We start from the raw sequence: 24,980 nt of genomic DNA, 5'->3' as shown, positions 1-24,980 counted from the left end.
GGTCTATCATTTTAAGTGTAACGAAGATCACAATCTTCTTTTACTTTTTTAATAAAATTGCAAAAAAGCACTATAGATCAGGGAAAACTGGGAAAACGATTAAAAATGAATCAACAGCTAACTGTAACCAAGCGTGATGGACGCAAAGAACGCATCGATCTGGACAAGATCCACCGTGTCATTACCTGGGCCGCTGAAGGTCTGGAAAATGTGTCAGTGTCGCAGGTTGAGCTGAAATCTCATATCCAGTTCTACGATGGTATCAAAACAGAAGATATTCATGAGACCATCATTAAAGCAGCTGCTGACTTGATTTCGGAAGAGTCGCCAGATTACCAGTATCTGGCTGCCCGCCTTGCTATCTTCCATCTGCGTAAAAAAGCGTATGGTCAGTTCGAGCCACCTACACTGCTCGACCATGTCAGTAAAATGGTCGACAAGGGTAAGTACGACAAGCATCTGCTCGAAGATTATTCTGCCGAAGAAATGGCAGTGATGGATGACTATATCGATCACTGGCGCGACATGAACTTCTCGTATGCTGCAGTGAAGCAGTTAGAAGGTAAGTACCTTGTCCAGAATCGTGTCAGCGGTGAAATCTACGAAAGTGCCCAGTTCCTGTACATTATGATTGCAGCGTGTTTGTTCAGTAAGTATCCGAAAGATACGCGTCTGGACTACATCAAGCGCTTTTATGATGCTGTGTCCCTGTTTAAGGTTTCCCTGCCTACACCTATTATGTCTGGTGTGCGCACGCCAACCCGTCAGTTCAGCTCATGTGTACTGATTGAATGTGATGACAGCCTGGATTCTATCAATGCAACCGCCAGCGCGATTGTTCGCTACGTTTCCCAGCGTGCGGGCATCGGTATCAACGCAGGTCGTATTCGTGCCCTGGGCTCTGAAATCCGTGGCGGCGAAGCTTTCCATACCGGCTGTATTCCGTTCTACAAGTATTTCCAGACTGCGGTAAAATGCTGTTCTCAGGGCGGCGTTCGTGGTGGCGCTGCCACACTGTTCTACCCAATCTGGCACCGCGAAGTTGAATCTCTGCTGGTACTGAAAAACAACCGTGGTGTTGAAGAAAACCGTGTCCGCCACATGGATTACGGTGTTCAAATCAACAAACTGATGTATACCCGTCTGATCAAAGGCGAGACCATTTCTCTGTTCTCACCGTCGGATGTACCTGGGTTATATGATGCATTCTTTGCCGATCAGGAAGAGTTTGAACGCCTGTATGTGAAGTATGAGCAAGACAACAGCATCAAAAAGCAAACAGTAAAAGCCATCGATCTGTTCTCTCTGCTGATGCAAGAGCGTGCGTCTACTGGTCGTATTTATATCCAGAACGTTGACCACTGTAATACTCACAGCCCGTTTGACCCGGCTGTTGCGCCAATTCGCCAGTCTAACCTGTGCCTGGAAATCGCGCTGCCAACCAAACCGCTGAGCAACGTAGAAGATGAAAACGGTGAAATCGCGCTGTGTACTCTGTCTGCGTTCAACCTGGGTGCTATCGAGAATCTGGATGAGCTGGAGGAAATGGCTGAGCTGACTGTCCGCGCTTTGGATGCCCTGCTGGACTACCAGGATTATCCGCTGCCTGCAGCTCGTCGTGCGACCATGAACCGTCGTACTCTGGGTGTTGGTGTGATCAATTTTGCTTACTATCTGGCAAAACACGGTGTGCGTTATTCAGACGGCAGTGCGAACAACCTGACTCACCAGGCGTTTGAGGCCATTCAGTACTACCTGCTGAAAGCTTCTGTTGGCCTGGCCAAAGAGCGCGGCGCTTGCCCGGCGTTCAATGAAACCACCTATTCGAAAGGTATCCTGCCCATTGATACCTATAAGAAAGATTTGGACAAAATCTGTGGTCAGGAACTGCGTTATGACTGGGATGCGCTGCGTCAGGAAATCATGACTCACGGCCTGCGTAACTCGACGCTGTCTGCTCTTATGCCGTCTGAGACATCCTCTCAGATTTCTAACGCGACAAATGGTATTGAGCCACCTCGTGGTTTCGTCTCCATCAAAGCGTCTAAAGATGGCATCCTGAAGCAGGTGGTTCCTGAATACAATAAGTACAAAGACAACTATGAGTTGCTTTGGAACATTGGCAGCAATGATGGCTACCTGCAACTGGTCGGTATCATGCAGAAGTTCGTCGATCAGGCGATTTCCGCTAATACCAACTACGACCCGAGCATTCAGCCAGGTGGCAAAGTGCCAATGAAACTCTTGCTCAAAGACCTGCTGACAGCGTATAAACTCGGCGTTAAAACTCTGTATTATCACAACACCCGCGATGGTGCTTCTGATGCGCAGGGCGATGTCGCTGCAGACGACTGCACCAGCTGCAAGATTTAATAACTAACAAAAACAAATGGGAGCTTCGGCTCCCCTTTGATGCTGAGGACACAATGGCATACAGTACTTTCTGTAAAACTAACAACAACCCGCTGCATGAACCTATGTTCTTTGGTCAGCCGGTTAACGTTGCACGTTACGACCAGCAAAAGTTCGAGATTTTCGAAAAACTGATTGAAAAACAATTATCTTTCTTCTGGCGTCCGGAAGAAGTTGATGTATCCAGTGATCGCATTAACTTCAACAATCTGCCTGAGCATGAACGCCACATTTTCATCAGTAACCTGAAATACCAAACCCTGCTGGATTCCATTCAGGGACGCAGCCCAAACGTTGCCCTGCTGCCACTGGTTTCTATTCCTGAACTGGAAACCTGGATTGAAACCTGGTCATTCTCAGAGACCATCCATTCGCGTTCCTACACGCACATTATCCGCAATATCGTTAACGATCCTGCTGTGGTATTTAACGATATCGTTGAAAATGAGCACATTATTAAACGCGCGGCGGATATTTCCCGTTACTACGACGAACTGATCCAGGACACCAGCGATTATCACCGTATGGGTGAAGGCGAGCATGTGGTCAACGGGGAAACCGTTGTGGTCAGCCTGCACGAGTTAAAGAAAAAACTGTACCTGTGCATGATGTCGGTCAACGCGCTGGAAGCTATCCGTTTCTACGTCAGCTTTGCCTGCTCTTTCGCCTTCGCTGAACGTGAGCTGATGGAAGGCAACGCCAAAATCATCAAGCTGATCGCTCGTGATGAAGCCCTGCACCTGACAGGCACTCAGCATATCCTTAACCTGATGCGTACCGGTCAGGATGATCCTGAGATGGCTGACATTGCCCGTGAGTGTGAACAGCAGAGCTTCGACATCTTTAAAGATGCCGCTGAGCAGGAAAAAGAATGGGCGGAGTACCTGTTCAAAGATGGGTCTATGATCGGCCTGAACAAAGACATTCTTTGCCAGTACGTTGAATACATCACCAACCTGCGTATGACAGCAGTTGGCCTGAAACCCGCCTACCCTGGCGCCACTCAAAACCCAATTCCATGGATTAACGCCTGGCTGTCCTCTGACAACGTACAGGTTGCACCACAGGAAGCGGAAATCAGTTCTTATCTGGTTGGTCAGATTGATAACGACGTCAGTGCTGACGATCTGGGTGACTTTGAACTATGAGCCGATTGACCATTACGGTTAACGGACAGCAGGTTTATGGTAATAACGATGAACCCTTATTAGTCCAACTGGAACGTGCAGGTTTACAGCCTGAGTACCAGTGCCGCAATGGAATGTGTGGGGCCTGCCGGTGCAAACTGATAGCAGGCCAGGTGGATCAGCGCGAGGCGATGGCCTTTGTCGCACCGGGAGAAATACTTGCCTGCCGGTCAGTACCCACCTCAGATTTGAGTCTGGAGTTTGATTATCAGGTCCAACTCTCTCAATCTGCGGTTAACGAGTAACCCACCTCAGCGCTGAACACAGCTCATGCCTCTGTCATAAAAAGCCAGCCTGGATTGCCAGGCTGGCTTTTTAGTTTCTTGTGTCCCGTCCTGAGATCAGTTCGGCTCGGCCGGTAAAAACAACTCGCTCAGTCTCTCGAACGATTCATACTGGCCAATCACAGTCTGACCCGTTTGCCACCGGCGCAACATATCCAGCATCAAAGTCGCAACCATTTTACGATGAGGCTTATTGGCATACTGTCGCCTGGTACGCACGTGCTGCGCCCAATCGCCATTTGGTGTAGACAGGGCAATCGCAATACTGTTGTCATACAGCGGGCCACAAACCAGTGCCAGATCAGAGCCAGTTTGCTGCCGGGCGGCGGCGGCCATCGCTAAAGAGGCCCCCATAGGTTCTGCGTCGCTCAAAGAGGGATCGACCTGAGTTGTCAGCAACCATCCCTGACTTAATGCGGTCTGGGTTGCCGGATTATCCTGCAGCCAGTTAAGTACATCACCGCCGGTAAACTGCTCTGCCACCGTTAATGTAAGAGGGGCTTTGGAGAAATGCGTACCTATGGTATCCAGCAAGGTTTCACCGGCACCGACAATGTTCTCACCCAGACGCGTCTGAATTTGCGCTAACACAGCAGCGGCCTGAGTATCATCTTTAGGTGCAAACAACTTCACTTCAATAAAAGGCAAGTAAGAGCGGTAACCCAGCTGGAATAACGGCGGTAAGGACAGGGAAGCCAAAGTATCGTTGATGCCTGACTCTGATAATCCGAAACTGTACAGCCGGTGACACTCAAGACTTGCGACATCCGGGTGCAGCGATTTCAGCCTGGGCAGAATCTCGTCTTCTACCATGACTTTAAATTCGCTGGGTACACCCGGGGTGAAGAACAAATGCGCACGGTTCAGCTTCATCATGAAGCCGCATGCGGTGCCAACCGGGTTATCCAGTACGTCTGCTCCCTCTGGCAACATGGCTTGCTTCAGGTTTGCCTGCGGCATGTCCCGCCCCAGAGTCCGATACTTCTCGATCATTTGCTCAACCCAGAATTCCGACTGCTCTAAACCGGCTCCTGCTGCAATGGCTGCAGCCTGGGCTGTCAAATCATCGGTGGTCGGTCCCAGACCACCATTTACAATAACGATATCAGCCGTCAGGCTGCACTGTTCTATTTCCGATGCCAGACTTTCAAGCTGATCGCCGACCGTAGTGCGTCGCGACAACGCGAAGCCGTTCTGAAAAAACAAACGGGACAGCCATGCAGCATTGGTATCAACGATATCTCCATGCAGGACTTCTTCACCGGTACTTATCATGACAACTTGCAACATGTTGTTCCTCTTATTTATTCAGTTGGCACTTCACTGTAACACTTAGTCAACCACGAGAGAATCTTAAGCACTGATAATTGAAAACCCCCTCCGGTGCAATGCATTACACGCACTGCACAATCACTCATGTTGTAAACTTGAATTTACACAAAAATAAACAAAAGTTGACAGGTCATTTTTCTGCATTTAAAGTGACGGCAGTAAATTACGCCTGCCAATAAGTGCAATTTACAGACAAAAACACTAATTGTTGTACAAATGTTATGAGTAAGTTTGCCATGAAATTCTATTATCGTCGGCCGCAGTGGTCGAGCGTGTTGTAAAGAAACCTGAACATATCAATTCCTTCCAACCCAGTGCACCATTGTGGCTATATTTTTTCTTCGGAGAGAATCAGCCTTACCGCCCCCCTCTCCCATTAATTAAACCAATAAAAATACAGGGAGTTTTTACTCGATGAGCATGAACAAAACCTTCGGCAGTACTTTAATTATTGCCGGAACAACCATTGGCGCAGGGATGCTGGCTCTGCCGCTGGCATCGGCCGGATTGGGTTTTACAACCGCCACACTAACAATGGTCGGTATCTGGGCGCTGATGGTATACACAGCGCTGCTTATGCTGGAAGTCCATCAACATGCTGATCCTTCAGCCACTCTCCACTCGCTGGCAAAAGAGCTGCTGGGTACAAAAGGACAAGTTGTCGCCAACATTGCGATGATGTTTCTGTTTTACGCATTGTGCGCGGCTTATATTGCCGGTGGCGGTGCCCAGTTAAATGACAAGTTATCCGGCTGGTTTGGACTCGATGTCATGCCTCAGGCTGGCACAGTGTTGTTCACTTTACTGATTGCCACTGTGGTATCGGTCGGGACACACTCGGTAGATTTGGTAAACCGTATCCTGTTCACGCTGAAAATTATTGCGCTGGTTATTATGCTAAGCCTGTTATTGCCGCATATTCAGGGGCAACACCTGGTTGATATGCCAGTCGAAAAAGGTCTGCTCATCTCGGCACTACCAGTGGTGTTTACCTCATTTGGCTTCCACGGCAGCATTCCTTCTATCGTCCGCTATGTGGGCATAGACATGAAAGCGCTGCGCAAGGTGATGATAGTGGGTGCCTCTGTGCCTTTAGTCATTTATCTGCTGTGGCAAGTCGCCAGCCAGGGCATTCTCAGCCAGTCTGATCTGATCGCCAATTCCAGCCTGGGCAGCTTTATTGCCGCACTGAGCACGCTGCTAAAAAGCCCTATGGTCAGTAATTCCGTCTCTGTCTTTGCAGACCTTGCGCTGGCGACCTCTTTCCTCGGGGTAAGCCTGGGCTTGTTTGACTTCCTGTCTGATACCTTAAATCAGAAAAATTCAAAATCCGGCAGAGTACAAACGGCTCTGTTTACCTTCGTACCACCGCTGTGCTTTGCTCTGTTTTATCCTCAAGGCTTTATTATGGCGCTGGGTTATGCGGCGATTGCGCTCGTCATTCTGGCTATCTTTCTGCCAGTGGCCATGGTGCACGTTCAACGAGGACAACGACAGACAATCGGTGAGTACCAGGTCAGCGGCGGCAAACCTGCTCTCATAATGGCTACCGGAGCAGGTGTGCTGATCATCACAGCACAGTTCCTCCAGATGGCCGGACTTATTCCTGCCGTCGGGTAAAACACCATAAAAATGCACACTGAGTTTCATAATGAAAAGTGAGTGTGCATTTACTTGTAGAGTAAGAATAACTCTGGGCTTAGCTGTTTAGCTAAGCCCTTTCTCAGAAGTTAACTCATCACTTGTACAGTGCACTACCGAGCCAAAAGACCCACTCCTAGTTCACTATTTGTACTTATTTATCATTAATTTACATTTACGCAACACGCACTTCCTGAATCAAGATCACGCTTTACACCCTGTCGCATGTATGCCACAGGCAATTTAGGCTATCGTTGAGGCATTGCCCCTTTAAAGTCATTCCTTTATCTGGTATGAGCCAATTCTTTACGACCTTTGAATATCTGCAATCCCCGGTATGGGTTTTCGACATTGAAAACAAAGCCATTATCTGGGCGAATTCTGCTGCACTTCCCCTTTGGGAGGCAGAGAGCCTGAGCGAGCTTAGATCACGGGACCTGGGACAGGATATGTCCGACGCGGTAGAAGCAACCCTGAATGACTATTTACAAATGTTCAAACGCGGTGAGTCGCTAAAGCTTTGGTGGAGCTACAGCCCAAAGAGCAAAGTGAAAAATGCATTGTGTCATTTTTCTGGTATTCCGAGCGAAGATGGCAGAATCGCCATGCTGGTTCATGTTATTTCTGAGGAAGCCAGCCTGAGACGAGAACTGGCATTTTCTGATGGCTCAAATCTTGCCCTGCTTTTTTCTTCTGAAGGGCAGCTGCTGAGTGCCAATCGCGCCTTCATTCACGCTTTTGGTGAACAGCTGGACAGCCTCGCAACTTTTGTCGGCGACATCAAATTGGCAGAGAAATGGTTGCATGATGCCAGTGAAGGACAAGTGGTAAACCACAGAAAGCTGTGCTGGACAGGCCGAAACTACGACTGGTTTAGCATTGATGGCAAGTGGCTGGCTGACAAACAACAGCTCTTACTCAGTCTGGTCAATATCAGCCAGGAAAAAGAGCAGTTAAAACAAGCGAAATACCAATCAGAACACGACTACCTGACCGGCCTGCTGAACCGCAGGGGCATGATTACTGCTATCCACGCCTCTCAGCATTCGTCTCAGCCTTATACCTTGCTGTTTCTTGATGTGGACGGGTTTAAGCTCATCAATGACACCTATGGTCATGCCATCGGCGATAAGATGTTGCGGGCTATCGCTATTCGACTCAGCGAAATTGTAAAATTCAATGGCTTACTGGCCCGTTTTGGCGGAGATGAATTCATCATCCAGATTGACCACCGCCAGGTTGAAGATCCGGCCCAGTTTGCGCGAAAACTCATTACCAATCTCAATAAGCCTTTTCACCTGAAAGAGGTAGGTGAGTTATCCATTGGCTGCAGTATCGGGATGGCCAGCTTCCCCAATGACGCAAAGAAAATTGAAACCCTCATCACTCAGGCCGACATGGCAATGCACCGCGCCAAACTGAGGGGGCGTAATCGCTGCCATCATTTCTCTCCTGAGATGGCTGAAGATTTATACCGTAAAATGACATTGCGCCATCACCTGACGCTAGCCATGGATGCTGAAGCCTTTGAACTGTATTACCAGCCCATAGTCGATTTAAAAAACAATCGGTTAGGTGGATTCGAAGCATTAATTCGCTGGTATGATGAAGATCTCGGCCAGGTGGCACCGTCTGAATTTATTCCGCTTGCTGAAGAAACCGGCCAGATAGTGCCGCTAGGAAAATGGACGCTGAAACAAGCTTGTATGCAGCTTTCACACTGGAATAAAACCTATGGTAAGCGTTTTACTGTCAGTGTGAATCTGTCCCGGGCCCAGCTCCATGCCAGTCTCGCAACTTATATCGGAACATTACTCGAACACTACGACATTAACGCCAGCCAACTGGCATTAGAGCTCACTGAGTCTGCCATGTTGCAGGAGTATGATGACGCCAAGCAATGCCTCGTCGATTTGGCAGAACTGGGCATTGAACTTCACCTGGACGATTTTGGTACCGGTTATTCGTCACTCTCTCAGTTGCAGAACCTGCCCATCACTATGGTGAAATTAGATCAGAGCTTCGTGCAGGCCAATAACCAGAGCAGCCGGGCCATTGTGGAAGCGACCTGTGCAATCTGCGACAAGCTGAACCTGAAACTGGTCGCCGAGGGTGTTGAGACGCCTGAACAGCTGGAATATATCCAGCAATGCGAGTTTGACTATTGTCAGGGATACTATCTGGGCAAACCCATGCCCGCCCATGAGCTGGAACAGCGACAATTTAATCTGTTCAACATCATCCCCAAAGCCAGCTAACCACACCTACCCCATCCAACATCAGAGGCCGCTGCTCTCAGCGGCCTCTGTAATGTTACGTCCACATAGGGCTGAGTCCCTGCCACATGGCCGCCATGCCGGCAAAAGTACACAGCACCAGCAAGGCATATCTGACCCATTCAGTTTTGATTAAATGCTGAACCTTATATGCTAACAAGGTAGTCAATATCGGTGCGGGCAGCACAATCAATGCGTATTTCAGGTGCCACAGACTGAAGTGGCCCGTTGCCGAAAGGGCAACCAGCGATAAAACACAGCTGAAAACAAAATACACAGCCAGATTTGCCCTTAATTTTCCGGCTTCCGCATGCTGCAGCACTAAAGCCATAGGTGGGCCACCAATACTGGTTGTCGTCCCCATCAGGCCCGACGTAAAACCAGCCACAAACAAGGCTTTCGGGGTAGGTTTGAAACGAACCTTAGATAAACTGATCAGAACCGCCAGTAACACACCTACGCCCAGTATCAGAGCCAGATGCTCAGCACTGATGTATACCAAGATCCAGCCGGCAACTATGGTGCCAGGCACACGCCCCACAAACGCCGCGCTCATTCCGGTAAATGAAATCATTCGCCGGTACTGCCACATATTAATCAGCGCCAGTATCAGACCAACAAATGTCACCACACCCGGAACAAAACGTGGTTCATAAAAATACACAATCGGCGCCGCCACAATGGCCATGCCAAAGCCAACGGTACTTTGAACAAAACAACCAGCCGATAAAGCCAGCGCACAGAAAATCAGCGTGCTTGTCTCCATTATTTCTCCAATTGTGCGTGAATAAGAATATTTCTTGGTGTGATGGGTTTATCACAAAATGTGCCTACAGACACCTGATATCCGGCATCTTCCATAAACAGTGCCCTGTCAAAAACCAACCACATTTCAAGGGGTCGGCGAAAAGCCTGACGAACCAGTTCCATGCGCTCTACCTTCCGAAAGCAGGCTTCTCCCTTTTGCTGCCAGTGCGCATAATCAATGTCCTCCGGCAGTTGCAATCCTTTTTGCTGAGCGGCCCACAGACAAAAATCAGCAAAACCATTCTTTAAAAGGGCTTTCTGTACGTTGGGGACAGGCAAATAAGCGTCATTGTGGGTCAGATGTTTCTGCAAAGCATTAAAGCCCAGACGGTAACTGACTTCGACAAATCGCTGCTGTTTCACCCGTTGTCCGGCTGTGACGGTTTCCTGCAACGGCATTCTCAGATCGTGCTTTGACAATCTCAGCTCACTCTTTATTGCCGGTGCCGACAATGGTTGATACGCATCATGACGGATCAGGTGGTAGCAGCAAGGTGAGATACTGACTGCCGCTGTGCGCTTTGCAGCCACCCGCTCCAGCAAACTGACGTGCAGATCGCCGCAGGCATGTAAAGCCACCGCATGCTGATTTGGTCGTATCACACTGGCGCTTTCCGGTGCAAAAGCATCCGCCTGAACGAAGGTCATTGGCAACCCTAACTGGTTCGCTGCAGACTGACCGTCTTCAGTCAAACTGCGTTGCCATTCAAGGCTGGTGACCCGGGTGTTATGACATGCTGCAAGCACGCGCCCTAAATATCCTTTCCCGGCACACCATTCCAGCCAGGGAAGCTTGTGCGAAGGCAGTACTGCATTGAATGCCAGCACCTGCTGCCATTTCCGGCCCGGAATCCCGACATCTAATCCTCGGGGCAGACGCGGCGAAATCTCTGAGACTGGAGGCAGTACAGGAATATTGGCAAGTTGATGCATTTCAGGCAGAACTGGGAGAAAAACCGCTAATTCACCAATGAGCGCAGCAGTGTCTTCCAATAAGTTCGCCACATCCTGATCGGACAGAGAATCCAGCCAGTCCGACAGCGCAGGCATACTGTGCTGCCAAGGATATTCGTGGCAGGCGAAAGGCATAAACTGCCAGTATGCTCGTTCCTGAGTGAGCAAGGCATCCAACTGACAAAATGTGTCTGAATAGGCAGACATTGACGCCCCTGATACGCTAATTAACTAAAGGGCCGTATTTTATCTCATATCAGGTCGCAAAAGCAGTGAATAGTGAAGAGAGTACAAAAAAGCCGCAGAATGCGGCTTATTGATTACTGCAGGGCTTTAATAACTCAGCGCACCGGCAGTTTAATACTGGCAAACATGGCTTCTATTTCATCATTACTCTTGAGTGCTAATGCCTGATCAACCACGTTCCGGGTCAGATGCGGGGCGAAGCGCTCCATGAAATCGTACATATAGGTACGCAGGAAGGTGCCTTTCTTAAAGCCAATGGTCGTCGTACTGGCTTCAAAAATGTGGCTGGCATCAATGGCAACCAGATCATGATCCGTCTCAGGATCAATCGCCATGCTCGCCATCACACCGACGCCAATTCCCAGACGCACATAGGTCTTGATCACATCAGCATCTGTCGCCGTAAACACAATACGCGGTGTTAGCCCGGAGCGGTTAAACGCATTATCCAGTTCAGAACGCCCGGTAAAACCAAATACGTAAGTCACTAAGGGATAAGCCGCCAGATCGTGAATCGTAATATCTTTCTTCTGGGCCAAGGGATGATCCGAGCGCACCACAATTGAGCGATTCCAGTGATAGCACGGCAACATAATCATGTCCTGATATAAATGCAGTGCTTCCGTTGCTATGGCAAAGACAGTGGTGCCCTTGGAAACCGCATCCGCTATCTGGGAAGGTGTTCCCTGGTGCATGTGTAATGAAACTTTCGGGTAACGTTCAATAAAGCCCTGAATCACATTCGGTAACGCATAACGCGCCTGTGTGTGTGTCGTCGCGATATGCAGTGTGCCCATTTCCGGGTGCGTATACTCGCCGGCAACCGATTTAATGCTTTCTACTCGCGAAAGAATATCACGAGCAATACGGACAATGTTCTCACCCGCTGGCGTCACTTTGGTCAGGTGCTTACCGCTACGCTCGAAAATTTGAATGCCGAGCTCATCCTCAAGTAAACGTACCTGCTTGCTGATGCCCGGTTGAGAGGTATACAGATTTTCAGCCGTTGAGGACACATTGAGATTATGGTTTACCACCTCAACGATATAGCGTAATTGTTGTAGTTTCATTTTCCCGCCCCAAATATAGTCCGTTACATTCTAACAATGCGACTATCTATTTCACTATGTTATATACAGTATCATAGTGTCTAAAATGCACATGTACAGCAACACAAGGGTTCTGACCACCATAATTTGACAACAGGTGGAAATCTATACTGGCCCGGCGTTAGCGACAGGTCACCGGCGGCCTCTCCCAATGTAAAAATGTGCGCACTGCGAATGTGAGGCTATGAGCAAAATTCTACCCTATGCTATGACCTCATGATCAGATGGTGTATCTTATGGCTTCATTTGTCTGTGGATTATCTGATCGAGTTTTATGAGTATACCTTTAGTGGTCGGTCTTATCGGCCTGTTGTTAGTCCTGGTTGTGGGTTATAACGTTATCATTCAGTACCGGCAGCAGCTGGAGAGCCAGAAGCAGCAGGAATTGGCCAAGCACATTGCCATCATCGACTCCAGTGAAGATCTGATAGGTCATGCTCATCATTTGCCTTACAGCAAAGAACTACTGGTCTGTCTGAATCAACGCATTCTGTCAGCCCTGGAAAGCATGTTCGAGGTTGATCAAAAAGATCGCTCTATGCCCCAGCGTATTAACAACGTCCGGGAGCAGATTCATCAGCTGCAGCAAAATTACACTCCTAACGAAATGTCTGGCTTTAAAGTACCCACCACAGACCGTCAGGCTATTGCTATGCTGCAGTTGGTTAAACGCCTGAAACAGGTAGTTAAAAGCGAACACAGCAAAGGCCGTCTGGGCACCCAGGCATTCGTTGCTGAGAATGCGCGTCTGGAAGGGTTACAGCTGCGTATCAACATTGAAAACGTTGTTAAACGTGCCAACGATGCCCGCATGAAACGCCAGATTGGTACTGCCAAACAGCTGTTAAGAAAAGGGCTGGATGCGCTGGCGACCAAAAATCACAATTATGCTAACCAGGCCCGCGAAAAATTGCAGGCCATGCTGGATGAAATTGACAGCTCGCAGAATCAGAGCAATGCGAAACAGCGCCAGGAAATGCTGGAAAAAGAACAGGACGAACTGGATATCCTGTTCCAGCCGAAAAAGAAATGGTAAAGACAGCACATTGCTAATCCAATCAGGCCGCTTTTAAGCGGCCTGATTCGTTTGGGCTGTACCGAACAATTAATTAGCCGACATTGTGATTACGACGTGGTGATTACGACGTGGGATTTAGGACATGATGTTCACTGAGCACTTTGGCCAGTGTGGAACGTGATAGACGGCCGCACACTTCCCCCTGCTCTCCCAGCACAGGCAAAGCGACATCTGCCTCCAGGGTGACGGGCAACACCTGCTCTAGCAGCTGGTGACGCGAAATCGCAGGCACCGGCAGCAAGGCCGATTCTTCTAACTGTCCATCCGGATCGTCAGTCATGGCCTTTTCAATACTGTGACGGGTCAGCACGCCCAGATACCGCTGCTGCTCATTCAGTACATAAACTTCGTTCAGGCTATGCTGCTCCATGTAGCGGTTCGCCTCAGATACCGAACATAACCCAACACAGTGCGCGCCCGGCGACATGACAGCCTCGACTTTCAGCACTCTGGACCGATTCACATCTTTAACAAAGGCTTCGACATAATCGTCAATGGGGTGCAGCAAAATATCCACAGGCCGGCCCTGCTGAATCAGCTCACCGTCGCACAAAATCGCGATCCTGTCTCCCAGCCGCAGTGCTTCGTCCAGATCGTGTGTAATAAAGATGATGGTCTTACCGAGTTTGGACTGCAGGGCTATCAGCTGCTCCTGCATCTCGCTGCGAATCAGCGGGTCCAGTGCCGAAAAGGCCTCATCCATCAGCAGTATATCGGCATCGGTGCAAAGTGCCCTCGCCAGTCCAACCCGCTGCTGCTGCCCGCCGGACAAGCTCGATGGATAGTGTTCGCCATAGCCTGCCAGCCCCACAGTCTCCAGCCAGTAGCTGGCTTTTTCCCGCCACTCACTGTTATCAACGCCTTGTATTTGCAGGCCATAGCCAATGTTTTGCAACACAGTCCGGTGAGGCAGTAAGGCAAAACGCTGAAAGACCATTGCCATCCGCTGTCGCCGGAATGCCTGCAATGCAGAAGCACTCAAAGCAGTGACATCCACCCCGTCAATTTCCACCTGGCCGGCAGACGGCTCAATAAGACGATTAAAATGCCGGATCAAGGTCGACTTGCCTGAACCGGACAAACCCATCACGACAAATATCTCGCCCTGGCATATCGACAGGTTAATCTTGTTCAGGCCGACCGTATGCCCGGTTTCCGCCAGAATGGCAGATTTCGATTTTCCGGCATGCACCTGTTTCAGTACCCGCTCAGATTGGGGGCCGAACACCTTGTACAAATCGCGCACACGGATGAGCGGCGTGGTGCCTGTGTCTTGCGTGTGGATTGAATCAGTCATGTTTTCGCCCCGAAAGATGTTGCTGAGTGCGCCGGGCATAGCTTTGAGAGATACGATCAAAAATGATAGCCAGCGCCACTATGGCCAGCCCGTTGAGCAGACCCAGCGTAAAATACTGGTTGGTAATCGATTTAAGAACAGGCTGCCCCAAGCCTTTTACGCCAATCATGGACGCTATCACCACCATGGCCAGCGCCATCATAATGGTCTGATTAATCCCCGCCATGATAGTCGGCATCGCCAGCGGTAACTGCACACCAGTCAACCGTTGCCAGCCGCTCGCGCCATACGCTTCTGCCGCTTCGAGCACTTCTTTGTCCACCAGCCGGATACCCAGATTAGTCAGGCGGATCACAGGGGGGATCGCATAAATCACCACAGCAATCAGGCCCGGTATTTTGCCTATGCCCAACAGCATCACAACCGGGATCAGGTACACAAACGCCGGCATGGTTTGCATCACATCCAGCAGCGGGGTGATCACACTTTGTGCCCTGTCTGAACGGGCCATCAGAATCCCTATCGGTAAACCCAGTACTATCGCCAGCAGGGTGGAAGCAATAATGATGCTCATAGTACGCATAGTATCTTCCCACATACCGAAAAGACCAATGAACACAAAAGCAACCACCACACCGCATACCAGCTTCCAGGAACGGCTGGCATAAAAAGCCAGTCCGGCTAATATGGCAATCATCAGCCACCAGGGGGTGTTCAGCAGCAGCTTTTCAAAGCCAATCAGCATAGAGAGCAGCGGGTCAAAAAAAGATTCAATACTGTCGCCGTACTCACGTGAAAACGTACGATATGCGCCATCGAGGGTTTTACGAATCGCGAGCAGTTGATAACGGTCAAGTTGGGGGAAATCGGTAATCCAGGAGAGTTCAGACATATCGGGGTGCCGTAGATCGGTAAAATGAACAGACCCGGCAGCTACCGGGTCTGGCTGGTTCAGCGAGCCGCCAGGGCTTGCTTAATGCGCGGTAACGCTTCCGGCGTTACCCACTGGCTCCACAGTGACTCATTATCTGCGAGAAAGTGCTCTGCAGCGATTTCACCGTCGGCCTGGTTGTCTTCCATCCAGGCCAGCATGCGGTTCATTTGCGGATTGGTAAAGGCGCGCTTTGATAAATAGGCCAGCGCGTCAGGCGCTCGTGCCGCAAAACTCTCAGTCACCACAGTATCAACCGGTGACGGCGGATACATGGTCGGTTTGGGGTCCAGACAGTCAGCCTGAGTAATACAAGCCTTATAATGCTCGGCATCTACCCCTGTGCCGAAGTCTACTTTCACCATCTCGTACTTGCCCAGAACCGCGGTGGGCGCCCAGTAGTAACCAAACCAAGGCTCCTGCCGCTCATAGGCTTTTGCAATGGATGCCGCCAGACCAGCGCCTGAACCGGGATCCACCAGCTCAAAACCTGAATCGCCCAATTTGAGTGCGTCAAACAAATGCTCAGAAGTGATCTGGCAGGTCCAGCCAGCAGGACAGCCCATCATGGCGGATTTATCCGGGTCTTCAGGATGCTTAAACAAACCGGCATTGGCTTTCACCCCAGCCAGAGTTTTCAGGCTTGGCTCTTTGTCCACCATGTAGGCCGGCACCCAAAAGCCTTCTTCACCCCCGTCAGATAACGTCACACCGGCATAGCGCAACCGACCTTCCTTAACACCTTTATCCAGTGCTTCGCGCATGGTATTGCTCCACATTTCAGGGGCAATATCCGGCTCACTTTTTTCAATCATGGACGTTGTGGTAGGAATGCTGTCGCCGGGAACAAGCTCGGCGTCACAGCCGTATCCTTGCTGTAAAATAAACTGATCCAAATGGGCAATAAAGGTGGCGGAATTCCAGTTCATGTCGGCAATGGTGACATGCCCGCACGCTTGTTCAGCCTGCGCATTAACACTCAAAGGTAAAGTCACAGCGGCCAGTAACCAGGGGGCAATCCGGGGTAAGTGCATATAAAGTCCTTTTCTGATGTATCTGGATGTCAATAACCGGCAGACCTCCTTCACCAGCCATCGACACATACGTTTTCAGTATAAACACACCAAAATGGAATAACGATGATACAGCCCTATTTTTTAAAGCTAAGTGGTTCATTTTTTTCTTAGTTTCTTCCGGTGAGCCAATATCCGTCATTCTCTGGCCGCTCAGAAAGAGCTTTGTTATAATCCGCCGGTTCTCTTTCCCCTGTTCAACTCAGCAATAAGACCCATCCATGACAGACACTCAGAGCATGATCAACGAGCTACTTCTTCCCGTCCGCCGGTTTCTGCATTGCGAAACCCCAGAGAGCTGGCTTGAGGAGGCACGCAAACCGGAAAACCTCAATGCCTTGCTGGTTGATCACTGTAACTGTGAGCTGAAAGCCAGCCAGACCGCTATTTTCCTGATCCGCAAATACGCCGTGGATGAGAAAAGCGGCCAGGCACTGCTTGACTGGGCCAAACCGTACGAAGATTTCGTCTATGGCAGATCACGCCAAAAAGACGCCTTCCACGGCAGAAAGAATGGCCTGAGTGCTGAACTGACAGCAAGGGCGGATTGTCCTTACGGCCAGGATCTGATTGATAGGATGGTTCGCCTGATCAAAGAAGAATTCCACCACTTTGAACAGGTACTTGAAATCATGGACAAGCGCGGCATCGCTTACTCAAACCTGAGTGCCGGCAACTATGCCCGCGGGCTGATGAAAGCCGTGCGTACTCATGAACCCGCCACCTTGATCGATAAACTGATTGTTGGCGCTTACATTGAAGCTCGCTCCTGCGAGCGTTTCGCCAGACTGGCGCCGTTTCTTGATGATGAACTCAAGAAGTTTTACATCTCGTTACTGCGCTCTGAAGCCCGTCATTATCAGGATTACCTGAATCTGGCCGAGCAAATTGCCGGTAAGGATATCAGTGACCGAATTCTGCACATTGGCCAGCGCGAAGCCGGACTCATCAACACCCCGGATCAAGATTTCCGCTTCCACAGCGGCATTCCGGCCACCGCTATGGTGAGCTGAATACCACACGGCTGAAATCAATCCAGCCATTCGCCAGCAGTGATACCCCATTGAGATGACTTCGGACATTGAGCTGCTGGCGGTTTTGCCACAAGGGACGATAGATGCCGATGTCCACCAGCCATTGTTCGATCTCCTGAAATTTGTCCAGCCGCTCAGCCAGATTGTCAGACAGAAAGACGGTTTCTAATTCTCGCCGCAACCGTGTCTGCTGCTGAGGCTGCAGGCATACGGCCAGCGCAGTGCTCGCTTTGAGCCATTCCATCCAGCTCAGTTCCGCATCTTCGCCAAACACTTCACCGGAAATAATGAGATCCGCCTGAGCCAGCCGCTCTGTCCGGTTAAAATCCGGAAATGTTTCCACACAGCAAGTCGCTGGAATACCGGCGGCATTGAGTGCCGCTGCCAGTTGCTCAGCCAGGGCAATATGATCCCGCAACTGATAGGTCAGCACAGAGAGCGGAGCGTCAGGCACTGCCAGGTCTGAGAAATCCACAGCCACCCCGGTGTGGTGACAGGACAGATCAGATTGCAACATGCCTTTCGCAACACGGTAATCTGCCGGTACCATAGCAGCAGGCAGCGGCATCTGACGAACAAAAGCGGATAATCGCTGCCTGTGTGCCGACACCGCCATCCAGCCAGCACGATTTTCATTCAGCAGCGCATACTCACACCCTTTTTCCCAGCCTTCGAGCTGCGAAAACGGCGCTGTCTGTCCCGGCACCAGCCAGGGATGAACCACATCACTGCTGACCTCAAAATCCATGGCCTGATCACCAATGTTCCAGATCTCCACGGCATCGAGCCAGGGCCGATAACCATGGTATTGGTCAAATGCACTCAGCCGGGTCAGCCACTCAGTGTGCTCATCAAGACGAAAAGCACCGGCGCCAAGAATCCGCCCGTCGCGGGACACTTTCGAGATACCTGCCGCCTTTTGTGTTAACAGGGTCGGTATGAAGCCAGCGGTGGCATTCGTGGTCAGTTTCAGGCGCAGCGGCGCAAGCACCACAACCTCCTCAATACATTCGAACAGCCTGCGGTTACTGCTGTCAGACGCTTGCAAACGGGCAAAATGGGCTTGCACCGCTAAAGCATCCAGGGGCGAACCGTCATGAAACGTCAGTCCTTTTCTGAGTGTGATATGCCAGTCGCAGCCATCACGCTCCCAGTGTGCGGCTAAGTCGCCGTGAATCCGCCCTGAATCAGGATCCCGTTGCAGCAAACCGGCATAAAGGTAGCTGCCGAGATGCACTTCGGTCCGCCGGGAGAGCTGCACGGCATCCAGATCATGAATCCCTCGATAAAACGGGATACGCAGCACATCGCTTTGTTCCTGCTGCGGTATCGCACGGTTACCCGAACGGTTATCCGAACGACGGCAACCTGCCAGATACTCTGCCAGCAACCCCTGCCTTTGTGGCTCGGGCACTAAGGCTGTGGCACGCTCCACCTGATGCTGAGCCAGCAGCGACAATGCTTCCTGCTTAAGAACCGAATCAACCGGTTTTTTCAGACAAATTGTCGGTAAGTTACCGCGACCGACACCCGGCTGCCAGCTTATCCAGCCTTCCTCAACCAGCTTCTTAATCACAATCTGAGCATTGCGCCGGGTACAGGCGAGTCTCTGCGCCAAAGTGTCGAGTGAGATTGACCGGGCTTGTCCGACCGCCAGTTCTTCCCTGAAATACATTAATGCTCGCCAATAGCGCATAAAAGGTGAAATCCCTTGTTATTGTTTACACTTTTTCTTCCACTTTTATCACGGATAATCGTAAATCTCTATGATGTGAAAAGGAATTTATGATGACAACCGTCACCCAACCCCAAACGGGCATTTGGCAAGAGCCGAAGTTTCTCATTCTGCTCTCCAGTGCCTTTTTTGCTGCCTTCGGCGCCAAAATTTACAGTCTGGCGCTGCCACTGCTCGTGTATGAGCTGACAGCATCGTCCGAATGGATGGGCTGGATGCGCGCTGTAGAGTATTTACCGAATCTGTTGCTGGCACTGTTCATCGGGGTTTGGGTCGACCGTGTGAACCGCAAGCACTGGTCACAGGCCATGCTGATTGGCCAGTGTCTTTGCTTGCTCATTGCTTATACCGCCGTAGAATGGCTGGCAGAGCCACTCTGGGCACTCTTTCCGGCCGCTTTCATGATGATGGCTTTCGATTACGGCTACCACAATGCGCGGCTTGGCATGATGAAAACAGCGCTGCCGCAAGCATTGCAAAATACGGCAACCGCACGTTTCAGCACCATGTACAGCTTTCTTGAGACCGTCGGGCCGGTACTGTCCGGTGTGCTACTACTGATGGCGGCAATCCATCAGGTGTTCCTGCTGCTCATCGTTCTCTACCTGATTGCATTTGTGCAACTTCACCGAATGCCATTTACACCAGCAGCCCCTGTGACTCATCCGCCTGTCCTCACTGCACTCAAAGAAGGCTGGCAGGCGCTGAGTGCAGATAAGACCATGTGCCTGATCACCGTCGCCGTTGTGGTCATTAACACCACAGGGGCTGTGTTTCATGTCCAGGCGATATACTTTGCCAAAGCCACGCTCATGATGACCAACCTGGAAGTCAGTTATCTGATTGCTGCATCGGGGATCGGCGGTATTCTGGGCGGATTAGTCGCCGATAAGATCAGAAAACGTATCGGTCTGGGATTGCTGCTGATTCTTTCCATCGCCTTTGAATCCGTGGGATTTGCCCTGCCGGCCCTGCTGCCCAGTGCGCCGGTGTTAGCCCTGTCCTTCTTTTTGATCAGCAGTATAGGTTTGATGAGTTCTATCTGTATCTGGAGTTACCGGCAGGAAGCCTTCAGCGACACACTGCTCGGACGCGTCGCTGGAATCACCGGCTCACTGTTCAAACTCGGCATGCCTTTTGGTCTGGCGGCATCCGGTTATCTGGTGGTGACACTGGGAACAGAAAGCCTGTTCTTGCTGTGCGGTATCATTCAGTTCATCACTGCGCTGCTGCTTTGCCTGACCCGTGTCCGTCACACTCTATAAATACTCAATTAACTAATACTCAAATACTGGTACTCAAATACTGGCTGGCTTCGGGGCAAACCCGGAGCAGCCGTAGTGCTGATTCACCACAGATTCTCAGCCGTGAACATCAACAACTGGCATATTCATCTGATCTTTCCCGATCGCTTGTGTGGCTATGCAAACTTCGGTAGCTTAAATACTCACTGATACCTAGGTACCCATCATGAATATCATTTTGCTGCTGCGCTGGCTTCTCACCCGGATACCCCTCAGTCGGTAGCAATTCCCCTGCCCGGCTGTGAGTCATGCAGCCAGCCTCCATGCCTCACAGCCTGTTCTCAAACACAAAAAGGAAGTGAGTAATGGAACAAGACCTGGCACCAGGCTCCACCCTGTCGGTTGATAAACAAGGTATTATCTACGCACTTATCGGGACAGTCTTTTTCTCATTAAAACCTGTGCTGATCAAAATTGCCTATCAGCTCGGCGGTGATGCTGTCACCATCATGAGCCTCAGAGCAGCCAGTTCTCTGCCTTTTTATCTGTTGATACTTTGCTGGCTGCTTCGCGGTTCCGGGCAGCGACAAAAAACCCTGCGCTATGGCTGGCAGGCTATGCTGATTGGGATACTGGGCTATTACTTTGCTTCACTGTTCGACATTCTGGCGCTGGAGAGCATTTCTGCGCAGCTTGAGCGGTTACTGCTATTTATGTATCCGTCGTTCGTGGTTCTGATCAGCATGCTGGTTTTAAAAGAAACGCCCAAAGCGGGGACTTTCCTTTCCATCCTGCTGGGGTATCTGGGTATTGCGCTGATTGTCGCGCATGATATTCAGCATCTGGGTGATGATATCTGGCTCGGCAGCCTGTACGCGCTTCTGTCAGCCATGATTTTTGCCACTTACCTGGTGCTGAGCAAACGGGTGATCAGTCAGCTTGGCAGCCAGTTATTTACCAGTCTCGGCATGACCAGTGCCGGGATTGTCATTCTGCTGCATTTTCAGTGGTCAGGGGCGCAGCTAAGCACTATCTCACTGGATTTGGCCTTGCTGGGCATTGCACTGGGATTTTTCTGCACTGTCTTGCCGTCCTATCTGATTGCAGCCGCGATGGCGCGCCTGACCCCTTCGGCAGTCAGCCTGACCAGCAATATCGGCCCGGCCATGACAGCAGTCTTCGCGATCACCATACTTGATGAGTCATTTACAATCTATCACCTGCTCGGGATAACGCTGGTCGTGTTCGCTGTGATTCAGGTCAACCGCAAGCCTAAGGCTGATCGAACACAGCTGACATCATCAGCCGAAGAGAACCTGAGCGGGCAGGACAAAGCCACCTCACCAGCCAAAACCAAAACGGAAGCATAAAAAAACCGCCTTGCGGCGGTTTTTCATTATTTCTCTTTTTTGGCGTTTTTGCGCTTATCGGTAATGAGCCATTTTCCGGCATCGTAGAGTGCGGTATAACCGGTTGGTTTACCGTCTACTTCTGAGCGGACATAGTTCTCTTTAGTCTTGCGGCTAAAACGAACCACTGTCTTCAGGCCATCCGGATCTTCGGTCGGCGCCTCAGTCAGATACTGAAACTTAGGTGACAATCTGTCTTTAAAGCGAACCAGTTCTTCCACCAGAGGTGCACGGGTCTCACGGGATTTAGGGAAGGTGCTGGCCGCCAGGAACAGACCTGATGCACCATCACGCAACACAAAATACGCATCCGGATCCTGAGTACAAGGCAGCTCAGGCAAAAGAACCGGATCTTCTTTTGGTGGCGCTACCTCACCGTTTTTCAGAATTTTCCGCGTGTTCTTACAGGCTTCATTGGTACAGCCCATATATTTGCCGAAACGACCATTTTTCAGTTCCATGTCTGAGCCGCATTTATCGCACTCAACCACAGGACCTTCATAGCCTTTGAGTTTGAATTCACCTTTTTCAACCTCAAAGCCATCACAGCCCGGGTTATTACCACAGACATGCAGTTTACGGCTTTGGTCGATGAGATAGGCATCCATCGCTGTACCACACTTAGAACAACGTTTCTTAGCCCGTAAAGCAGCGGTTTCCACGTCCTCTTCCAGCACGTTCACCACGCCTTCTTCATCACCCAGGTTAATGGTGGTCTTACAGCGCTCCTTCGGAGGCAGAGCATAACCCGAGCAACCCAGGAAAACCCCGGTAGAGGCGGTACGGATCCCCATAGGACGGGAGCAGGTCGGACACTCAATATCGGTCAGAACGATTTTGTTCGGCTTCATTCCGCCTTCATCTTCATCCTGCTCGGCTTTGACCAGTTCATCGGTAAAATCACTGAAGAATTTGTCGAGCACCGATTTCCAGTTTGCCTGTCCTTCTGCAATCTTATCCAGATTGCCTTCCATGCGGGCGGTGAAATCGTAGTCCATCAGATCTGAAAAACTGTCTTCCAAACGATCGGAAACTATTTCACCCATTTTTTCCGCATAGAATCGACGCTGATCCACTTTGACATAGCCACGATCCTGAATAGTAGAAATGATCGATGCATAAGTCGAAGGACGGCCAATACCGCGCTTTTCCAACTCTTTAACCAGTGCCGCTTCTGTGAAGCGCGCAGGCGGTTTAGTGAAGTGCTGCTTAGGTTCTAAACTGTCCAGCGTCAGAACATCACCCACCTGAACGGTCGGCAGAGTCGTATCTTCATTCTTGCCAGACGGACGCTGCACTTTGGTCCAACCGGCAAAACGTAATGTCCGGCCTTTGGCTTTCAGTGTGAAGTTATCGGCCTGCACGGTAATGGTGCTGGAGTCATACTGAGCCGCTGTCATCTGACAAGCCACAAACTGGCGCCAGATCAGGTCATACAGTTTGACGGCATCCTGATCCATACCTTCCAGATCAGCTGGCTGGATATCGACACTTGATGGACGAATCGCCTCGTGCGCTTCTTGTGCATTGCCCTTGCTGCCGTACACCACAGGGTTGGCAGGCAGGTAATTTTCACCATATTCAGAGGCAATATAGCCACGCACAGCCTCGACCGCTTCTTTGGACAAGTTAGTCGAGTCAGTACGCATATAGGTGATATAACCCGCTTCGTACAAACGCTGAGCCAGACCCATAGTGCGTTTTACACCATACCCTAAACGGGTACTGGCCGCTTGTTGCAGCGTTGATGTGATGTAAGGTGCAGAAGGTTTACTGCTGGTCGGTTTATCTTCCCGCTCAGCCACTTTATAGGCGGCTTTTTCCAGCAAAGAAACTGCCGCATCTGTGTCCGCTTTGTTGACCGGTCGAAATGCCTTGCCCGCCTGCTGGGCTACCATCAGACGCAATGCATCTTTGCCACCGGTTACTGTATTGGCGTGAACATCCCAGAACTCTTCCGGAACAAATGCTTTGATCTCACGCTCTCGCTCAACAATCAGCTTTACTGCTACCGACTGAACTCGGCCGGCAGACAGACCCCGGGCGACTTTTTTCCACAACAGAGGGGAAACCATGAAGCCAACAACACGATCAAGGAAACGGCGTGCCTGCTGCGCATTCACACCATCAATATTCAGTTCACCCGGATGTTCGAAAGCCTGCTGAATCGCATTTTTGGTAATTTCATTAAAAACAACACGTTTATAGCGTTCTTCATCACCACCGATGAGCTCACGAAGGTGCCACGCAATAGCTTCTCCCTCGCGATCCAAATCGGTTGCCAGATAGACATAATCTGCATTCTCAGCCAGCTTTTGCAATTCCTGGACGACTTTCTCTTTTCCGGGCAGCACAGCATAATGCGCTTCCCAATCTTTATATGGGTTAACACCCATTTTATTGATCAGCGCTGTATGCTCTTTTTCTTTTTTGATCTGTGCTTTCTCTTCAGCGCTCAGACCTTTCGTAGACGGTGCAGTCGCTTTTTTACCCGTACTGCTACCACCAGTAGACAGGTCTCGAACATGACCAACGCTGGACTTTACGATGAAATCCTTACCAAGGTACTTATTAATCGTTTTTGCCTTGGCCGGGGACTCCACAATAACAAGAGATTTACCCATATGACTCTATTACGTCCTCGTGCTCGCGAAATTTTCAAATAAAAACATATAGTTGCACGCTAAAAGTGACAGTGTACGCACGGCAACGCTATTACAATATTGGGCTACTATACAAGAAGGTCAACCTGTTTTTAAGAAATTCAGGCTAATTGCTCGACCCTTCTGCATATGTAAACACTGTGTTAAGTGTCGCTGTATTATCCGATCAGCCCCCATTTTTCATCTCTCTGAGCCAGTATTCAGACAGGGCGCAGATCATTACCACCTCGACGGAACTTTGACTATTTTCAGCCCTGTTTATTTGTGT

18 protein-coding genes are annotated in these 24,980 nt (G+C 50.3%); 9 read left to right on the top strand and 9 right to left on the bottom strand.

From position 1 onward, the window contains the following. Nucleotides 1-105 precede the first annotated feature (105 nt). The 3 genes from nrdA to IFO68_RS07500 are packed head-to-tail and all read left to right on the top strand — an operon-like array spanning nucleotide 106 to nucleotide 3,844. On the top strand, nucleotides 106-2,373 hold the full coding sequence (nrdA, locus tag IFO68_RS07510; protein WP_192015314.1) for a class 1a ribonucleoside-diphosphate reductase subunit alpha: 2,268 nt from the start codon (nucleotides 106-108) through the stop codon (nucleotides 2,371-2,373). Nucleotides 2,374-2,426: 53 nt separating this feature from the next. Continuing rightward, entirely contained in the window at nucleotides 2,427-3,560 is a 1,134-nt protein-coding gene (gene nrdB, locus IFO68_RS07505; RefSeq protein ID WP_027253377.1) for a class Ia ribonucleoside-diphosphate reductase subunit beta, read from the top strand. Then, nucleotides 3,557-3,844 (top strand): 2Fe-2S iron-sulfur cluster-binding protein, encoded by a 288-nt coding sequence (locus IFO68_RS07500; RefSeq protein WP_192015313.1) that lies wholly within the window; start codon nucleotides 3,557-3,559, stop codon nucleotides 3,842-3,844. Before nrdB ends, IFO68_RS07500 begins: the two co-directional genes overlap by 4 nt. 96 nt (nucleotides 3,845-3,940) lie before the next feature. Here the strand turns inward: IFO68_RS07500 and IFO68_RS07495 are convergent, their stop codons facing one another. Beyond that, the gene (locus IFO68_RS07495; RefSeq protein ID WP_192015312.1) at nucleotides 3,941-5,173 is read right to left on the bottom strand and encodes a CinA family nicotinamide mononucleotide deamidase-related protein; all 1,233 of its coding nucleotides are present in this window, start codon (nucleotides 5,171-5,173) and stop codon (nucleotides 3,941-3,943) included. A gap of 456 nt (nucleotides 5,174-5,629) precedes the next feature. On the opposite strand from IFO68_RS07495, the gene tyrP reads away from it, so the two are divergent. Next, nucleotides 5,630-6,835 (top strand): tyrosine transporter TyrP, encoded by a 1,206-nt coding sequence (gene tyrP, locus IFO68_RS07490; RefSeq protein ID WP_192015311.1) that lies wholly within the window; start codon nucleotides 5,630-5,632, stop codon nucleotides 6,833-6,835. A 314-nt stretch (nucleotides 6,836-7,149) separates the two neighbouring features. Further along, nucleotides 7,150-9,114: a putative bifunctional diguanylate cyclase/phosphodiesterase gene (locus tag IFO68_RS07485; RefSeq protein ID WP_192015310.1), complete on the top strand. Its 1,965-nt coding sequence runs from the start codon at nucleotides 7,150-7,152 to the stop codon at nucleotides 9,112-9,114. A gap of 55 nt (nucleotides 9,115-9,169) precedes the next feature. Here IFO68_RS07485 and IFO68_RS07480 read toward each other — a convergent pair whose 3' ends face one another. The 3 genes from IFO68_RS07480 to cysB all read right to left on the bottom strand — a co-directional run bounded on the left by IFO68_RS07480 (nucleotide 9,170) and on the right by cysB (nucleotide 12,209). Next, on the bottom strand, nucleotides 9,170-9,898 hold the full coding sequence (locus IFO68_RS07480) for a sulfite exporter TauE/SafE family protein (protein ID WP_192015309.1): 729 nt from the start codon (nucleotides 9,896-9,898) through the stop codon (nucleotides 9,170-9,172). Continuing rightward, nucleotides 9,898-11,100: a methyltransferase gene (locus tag IFO68_RS07475; RefSeq protein ID WP_192015308.1), complete on the bottom strand. Its 1,203-nt coding sequence runs from the start codon at nucleotides 11,098-11,100 to the stop codon at nucleotides 9,898-9,900. Before IFO68_RS07475 ends, IFO68_RS07480 begins: the two co-directional genes overlap by 1 nt. 134 nt (nucleotides 11,101-11,234) lie before the next feature. Continuing rightward, the gene (gene cysB, locus IFO68_RS07470; protein ID WP_192015307.1) at nucleotides 11,235-12,209 is read right to left on the bottom strand and encodes an HTH-type transcriptional regulator CysB; all 975 of its coding nucleotides are present in this window, start codon (nucleotides 12,207-12,209) and stop codon (nucleotides 11,235-11,237) included. Between the two features lie 313 nt (nucleotides 12,210-12,522). Between cysB and IFO68_RS07465 the strand changes: the two genes are divergently transcribed. After that, nucleotides 12,523-13,284 carry a hypothetical protein gene (locus IFO68_RS07465; protein ID WP_027253385.1) on the top strand — a complete coding sequence of 254 codons (762 nt, stop codon included), beginning with the start codon at nucleotides 12,523-12,525 and terminating at the stop codon, nucleotides 13,282-13,284. A 103-nt stretch (nucleotides 13,285-13,387) separates the two neighbouring features. Here IFO68_RS07465 and IFO68_RS07460 read toward each other — a convergent pair whose 3' ends face one another. Genes IFO68_RS07460 through IFO68_RS07450 form a run of 3 tightly spaced genes read right to left on the bottom strand, consistent with a single transcriptional unit; the run spans nucleotide 13,388 to nucleotide 16,588 of the window. Then, the gene (locus IFO68_RS07460) at nucleotides 13,388-14,623 is read right to left on the bottom strand and encodes a quaternary amine ABC transporter ATP-binding protein (protein ID WP_192015306.1); all 1,236 of its coding nucleotides are present in this window, start codon (nucleotides 14,621-14,623) and stop codon (nucleotides 13,388-13,390) included. Next, a complete protein-coding gene (locus tag IFO68_RS07455) occupies nucleotides 14,616-15,515 on the bottom strand; it encodes an ABC transporter permease (protein WP_192015305.1) in 900 nt (299 codons plus the stop codon). The genes IFO68_RS07460 and IFO68_RS07455 overlap by 8 nt, the downstream gene beginning before the upstream one ends. Nucleotides 15,516-15,574: 59 nt before the next feature. Next, complete coding sequence (locus IFO68_RS07450) at nucleotides 15,575-16,588, bottom strand: ABC transporter substrate-binding protein (protein WP_192015304.1); 1,014 nt, start codon at nucleotides 16,586-16,588, stop codon at nucleotides 15,575-15,577. A gap of 260 nt (nucleotides 16,589-16,848) precedes the next feature. Between IFO68_RS07450 and miaE the strand changes: the two genes are divergently transcribed. Further along, nucleotides 16,849-17,640, top strand: a complete 792-nt coding sequence (gene miaE / locus IFO68_RS07445; RefSeq protein WP_192015303.1) for a tRNA isopentenyl-2-thiomethyl-A-37 hydroxylase MiaE — start codon at nucleotides 16,849-16,851, stop codon at nucleotides 17,638-17,640. Here the strand turns inward: miaE and IFO68_RS07440 are convergent. Beyond that, nucleotides 17,627-19,357 (bottom strand): SgrR family transcriptional regulator, encoded by a 1,731-nt coding sequence (locus tag IFO68_RS07440; RefSeq protein ID WP_192015302.1) that lies wholly within the window; start codon nucleotides 19,355-19,357, stop codon nucleotides 17,627-17,629. The genes miaE and IFO68_RS07440 overlap by 14 nt on opposite strands. Nucleotides 19,358-19,449: 92 nt before the next feature. Between IFO68_RS07440 and IFO68_RS07435 the strand changes: the two genes are divergently transcribed. Then, nucleotides 19,450-20,661: an MFS transporter gene (locus IFO68_RS07435; protein ID WP_192015381.1), complete on the top strand. Its 1,212-nt coding sequence runs from the start codon at nucleotides 19,450-19,452 to the stop codon at nucleotides 20,659-20,661. 344 nt (nucleotides 20,662-21,005) lie between these two features. Then, the gene (locus IFO68_RS07430) at nucleotides 21,006-22,010 is read left to right on the top strand and encodes a DMT family transporter (protein WP_192015301.1); all 1,005 of its coding nucleotides are present in this window, start codon (nucleotides 21,006-21,008) and stop codon (nucleotides 22,008-22,010) included. Nucleotides 22,011-22,036: 26 nt separating this feature from the next. On the opposite strand, the gene topA is transcribed toward IFO68_RS07430, so the two are convergent. Then, nucleotides 22,037-24,673 carry a type I DNA topoisomerase gene (topA, locus tag IFO68_RS07425; RefSeq protein ID WP_192015300.1) on the bottom strand — a complete coding sequence of 879 codons (2,637 nt, stop codon included), beginning with the start codon at nucleotides 24,671-24,673 and terminating at the stop codon, nucleotides 22,037-22,039. Nucleotides 24,674-24,980 lie beyond the last annotated feature (307 nt).

It is taken from the genome of Photobacterium arenosum (assembly GCF_014841115.1).
GTDB lineage: Bacteria > Pseudomonadota > Gammaproteobacteria > Enterobacterales > Vibrionaceae > Photobacterium > Photobacterium arenosum.
The sequence above is the reverse complement of the archived record's forward strand: the minus strand, read 5'-3'. Positions and strand labels throughout refer to the sequence as shown.

What these genes read in the sequence shown, in the direction of transcription:
- IFO68_RS07430 (WP_192015301.1), top strand. Translation starts at nt 21,006, where the DNA reads ATGGAACAAGACCTGGCACCAGGCTCCACCCTGTCGGTTGATAAACAA.
- IFO68_RS07455 (WP_192015305.1), bottom strand. Translation starts at nt 15,515, where the DNA reads ATGTCTGAACTCTCCTGGATTACCGATTTCCCCCAACTTGACCGTTAT.
- IFO68_RS07475 (WP_192015308.1), bottom strand. Translation starts at nt 11,100, where the DNA reads ATGTCTGCCTATTCAGACACATTTTGTCAGTTGGATGCCTTGCTCACT.
- IFO68_RS07465 (WP_027253385.1), top strand. Translation starts at nt 12,523, where the DNA reads ATGAGTATACCTTTAGTGGTCGGTCTTATCGGCCTGTTGTTAGTCCTG.
- IFO68_RS07450 (WP_192015304.1), bottom strand. Translation starts at nt 16,588, where the DNA reads ATGCACTTACCCCGGATTGCCCCCTGGTTACTGGCCGCTGTGACTTTA.
- nrdA (WP_192015314.1), top strand. Translation starts at nt 106, where the DNA reads ATGAATCAACAGCTAACTGTAACCAAGCGTGATGGACGCAAAGAACGC.
- IFO68_RS07480 (WP_192015309.1), bottom strand. Translation starts at nt 9,898, where the DNA reads ATGGAGACAAGCACGCTGATTTTCTGTGCGCTGGCTTTATCGGCTGGT.
- miaE (WP_192015303.1), top strand. Translation starts at nt 16,849, where the DNA reads ATGACAGACACTCAGAGCATGATCAACGAGCTACTTCTTCCCGTCCGC.
- tyrP (WP_192015311.1), top strand. Translation starts at nt 5,630, where the DNA reads ATGAGCATGAACAAAACCTTCGGCAGTACTTTAATTATTGCCGGAACA.
- IFO68_RS07435 (WP_192015381.1), top strand. Translation starts at nt 19,450, where the DNA reads ATGACAACCGTCACCCAACCCCAAACGGGCATTTGGCAAGAGCCGAAG.
- nrdB (WP_027253377.1), top strand. Translation starts at nt 2,427, where the DNA reads ATGGCATACAGTACTTTCTGTAAAACTAACAACAACCCGCTGCATGAA.
- IFO68_RS07440 (WP_192015302.1), bottom strand. Translation starts at nt 19,357, where the DNA reads ATGCGCTATTGGCGAGCATTAATGTATTTCAGGGAAGAACTGGCGGTC.
- topA (WP_192015300.1), bottom strand. Translation starts at nt 24,673, where the DNA reads ATGGGTAAATCTCTTGTTATTGTGGAGTCCCCGGCCAAGGCAAAAACG.
- IFO68_RS07460 (WP_192015306.1), bottom strand. Translation starts at nt 14,623, where the DNA reads ATGACTGATTCAATCCACACGCAAGACACAGGCACCACGCCGCTCATC.
- cysB (WP_192015307.1), bottom strand. Translation starts at nt 12,209, where the DNA reads ATGAAACTACAACAATTACGCTATATCGTTGAGGTGGTAAACCATAAT.
- IFO68_RS07500 (WP_192015313.1), top strand. Translation starts at nt 3,557, where the DNA reads ATGAGCCGATTGACCATTACGGTTAACGGACAGCAGGTTTATGGTAAT.
- IFO68_RS07495 (WP_192015312.1), bottom strand. Translation starts at nt 5,173, where the DNA reads ATGTTGCAAGTTGTCATGATAAGTACCGGTGAAGAAGTCCTGCATGGA.
- IFO68_RS07485 (WP_192015310.1), top strand. Translation starts at nt 7,150, where the DNA reads ATGAGCCAATTCTTTACGACCTTTGAATATCTGCAATCCCCGGTATGG.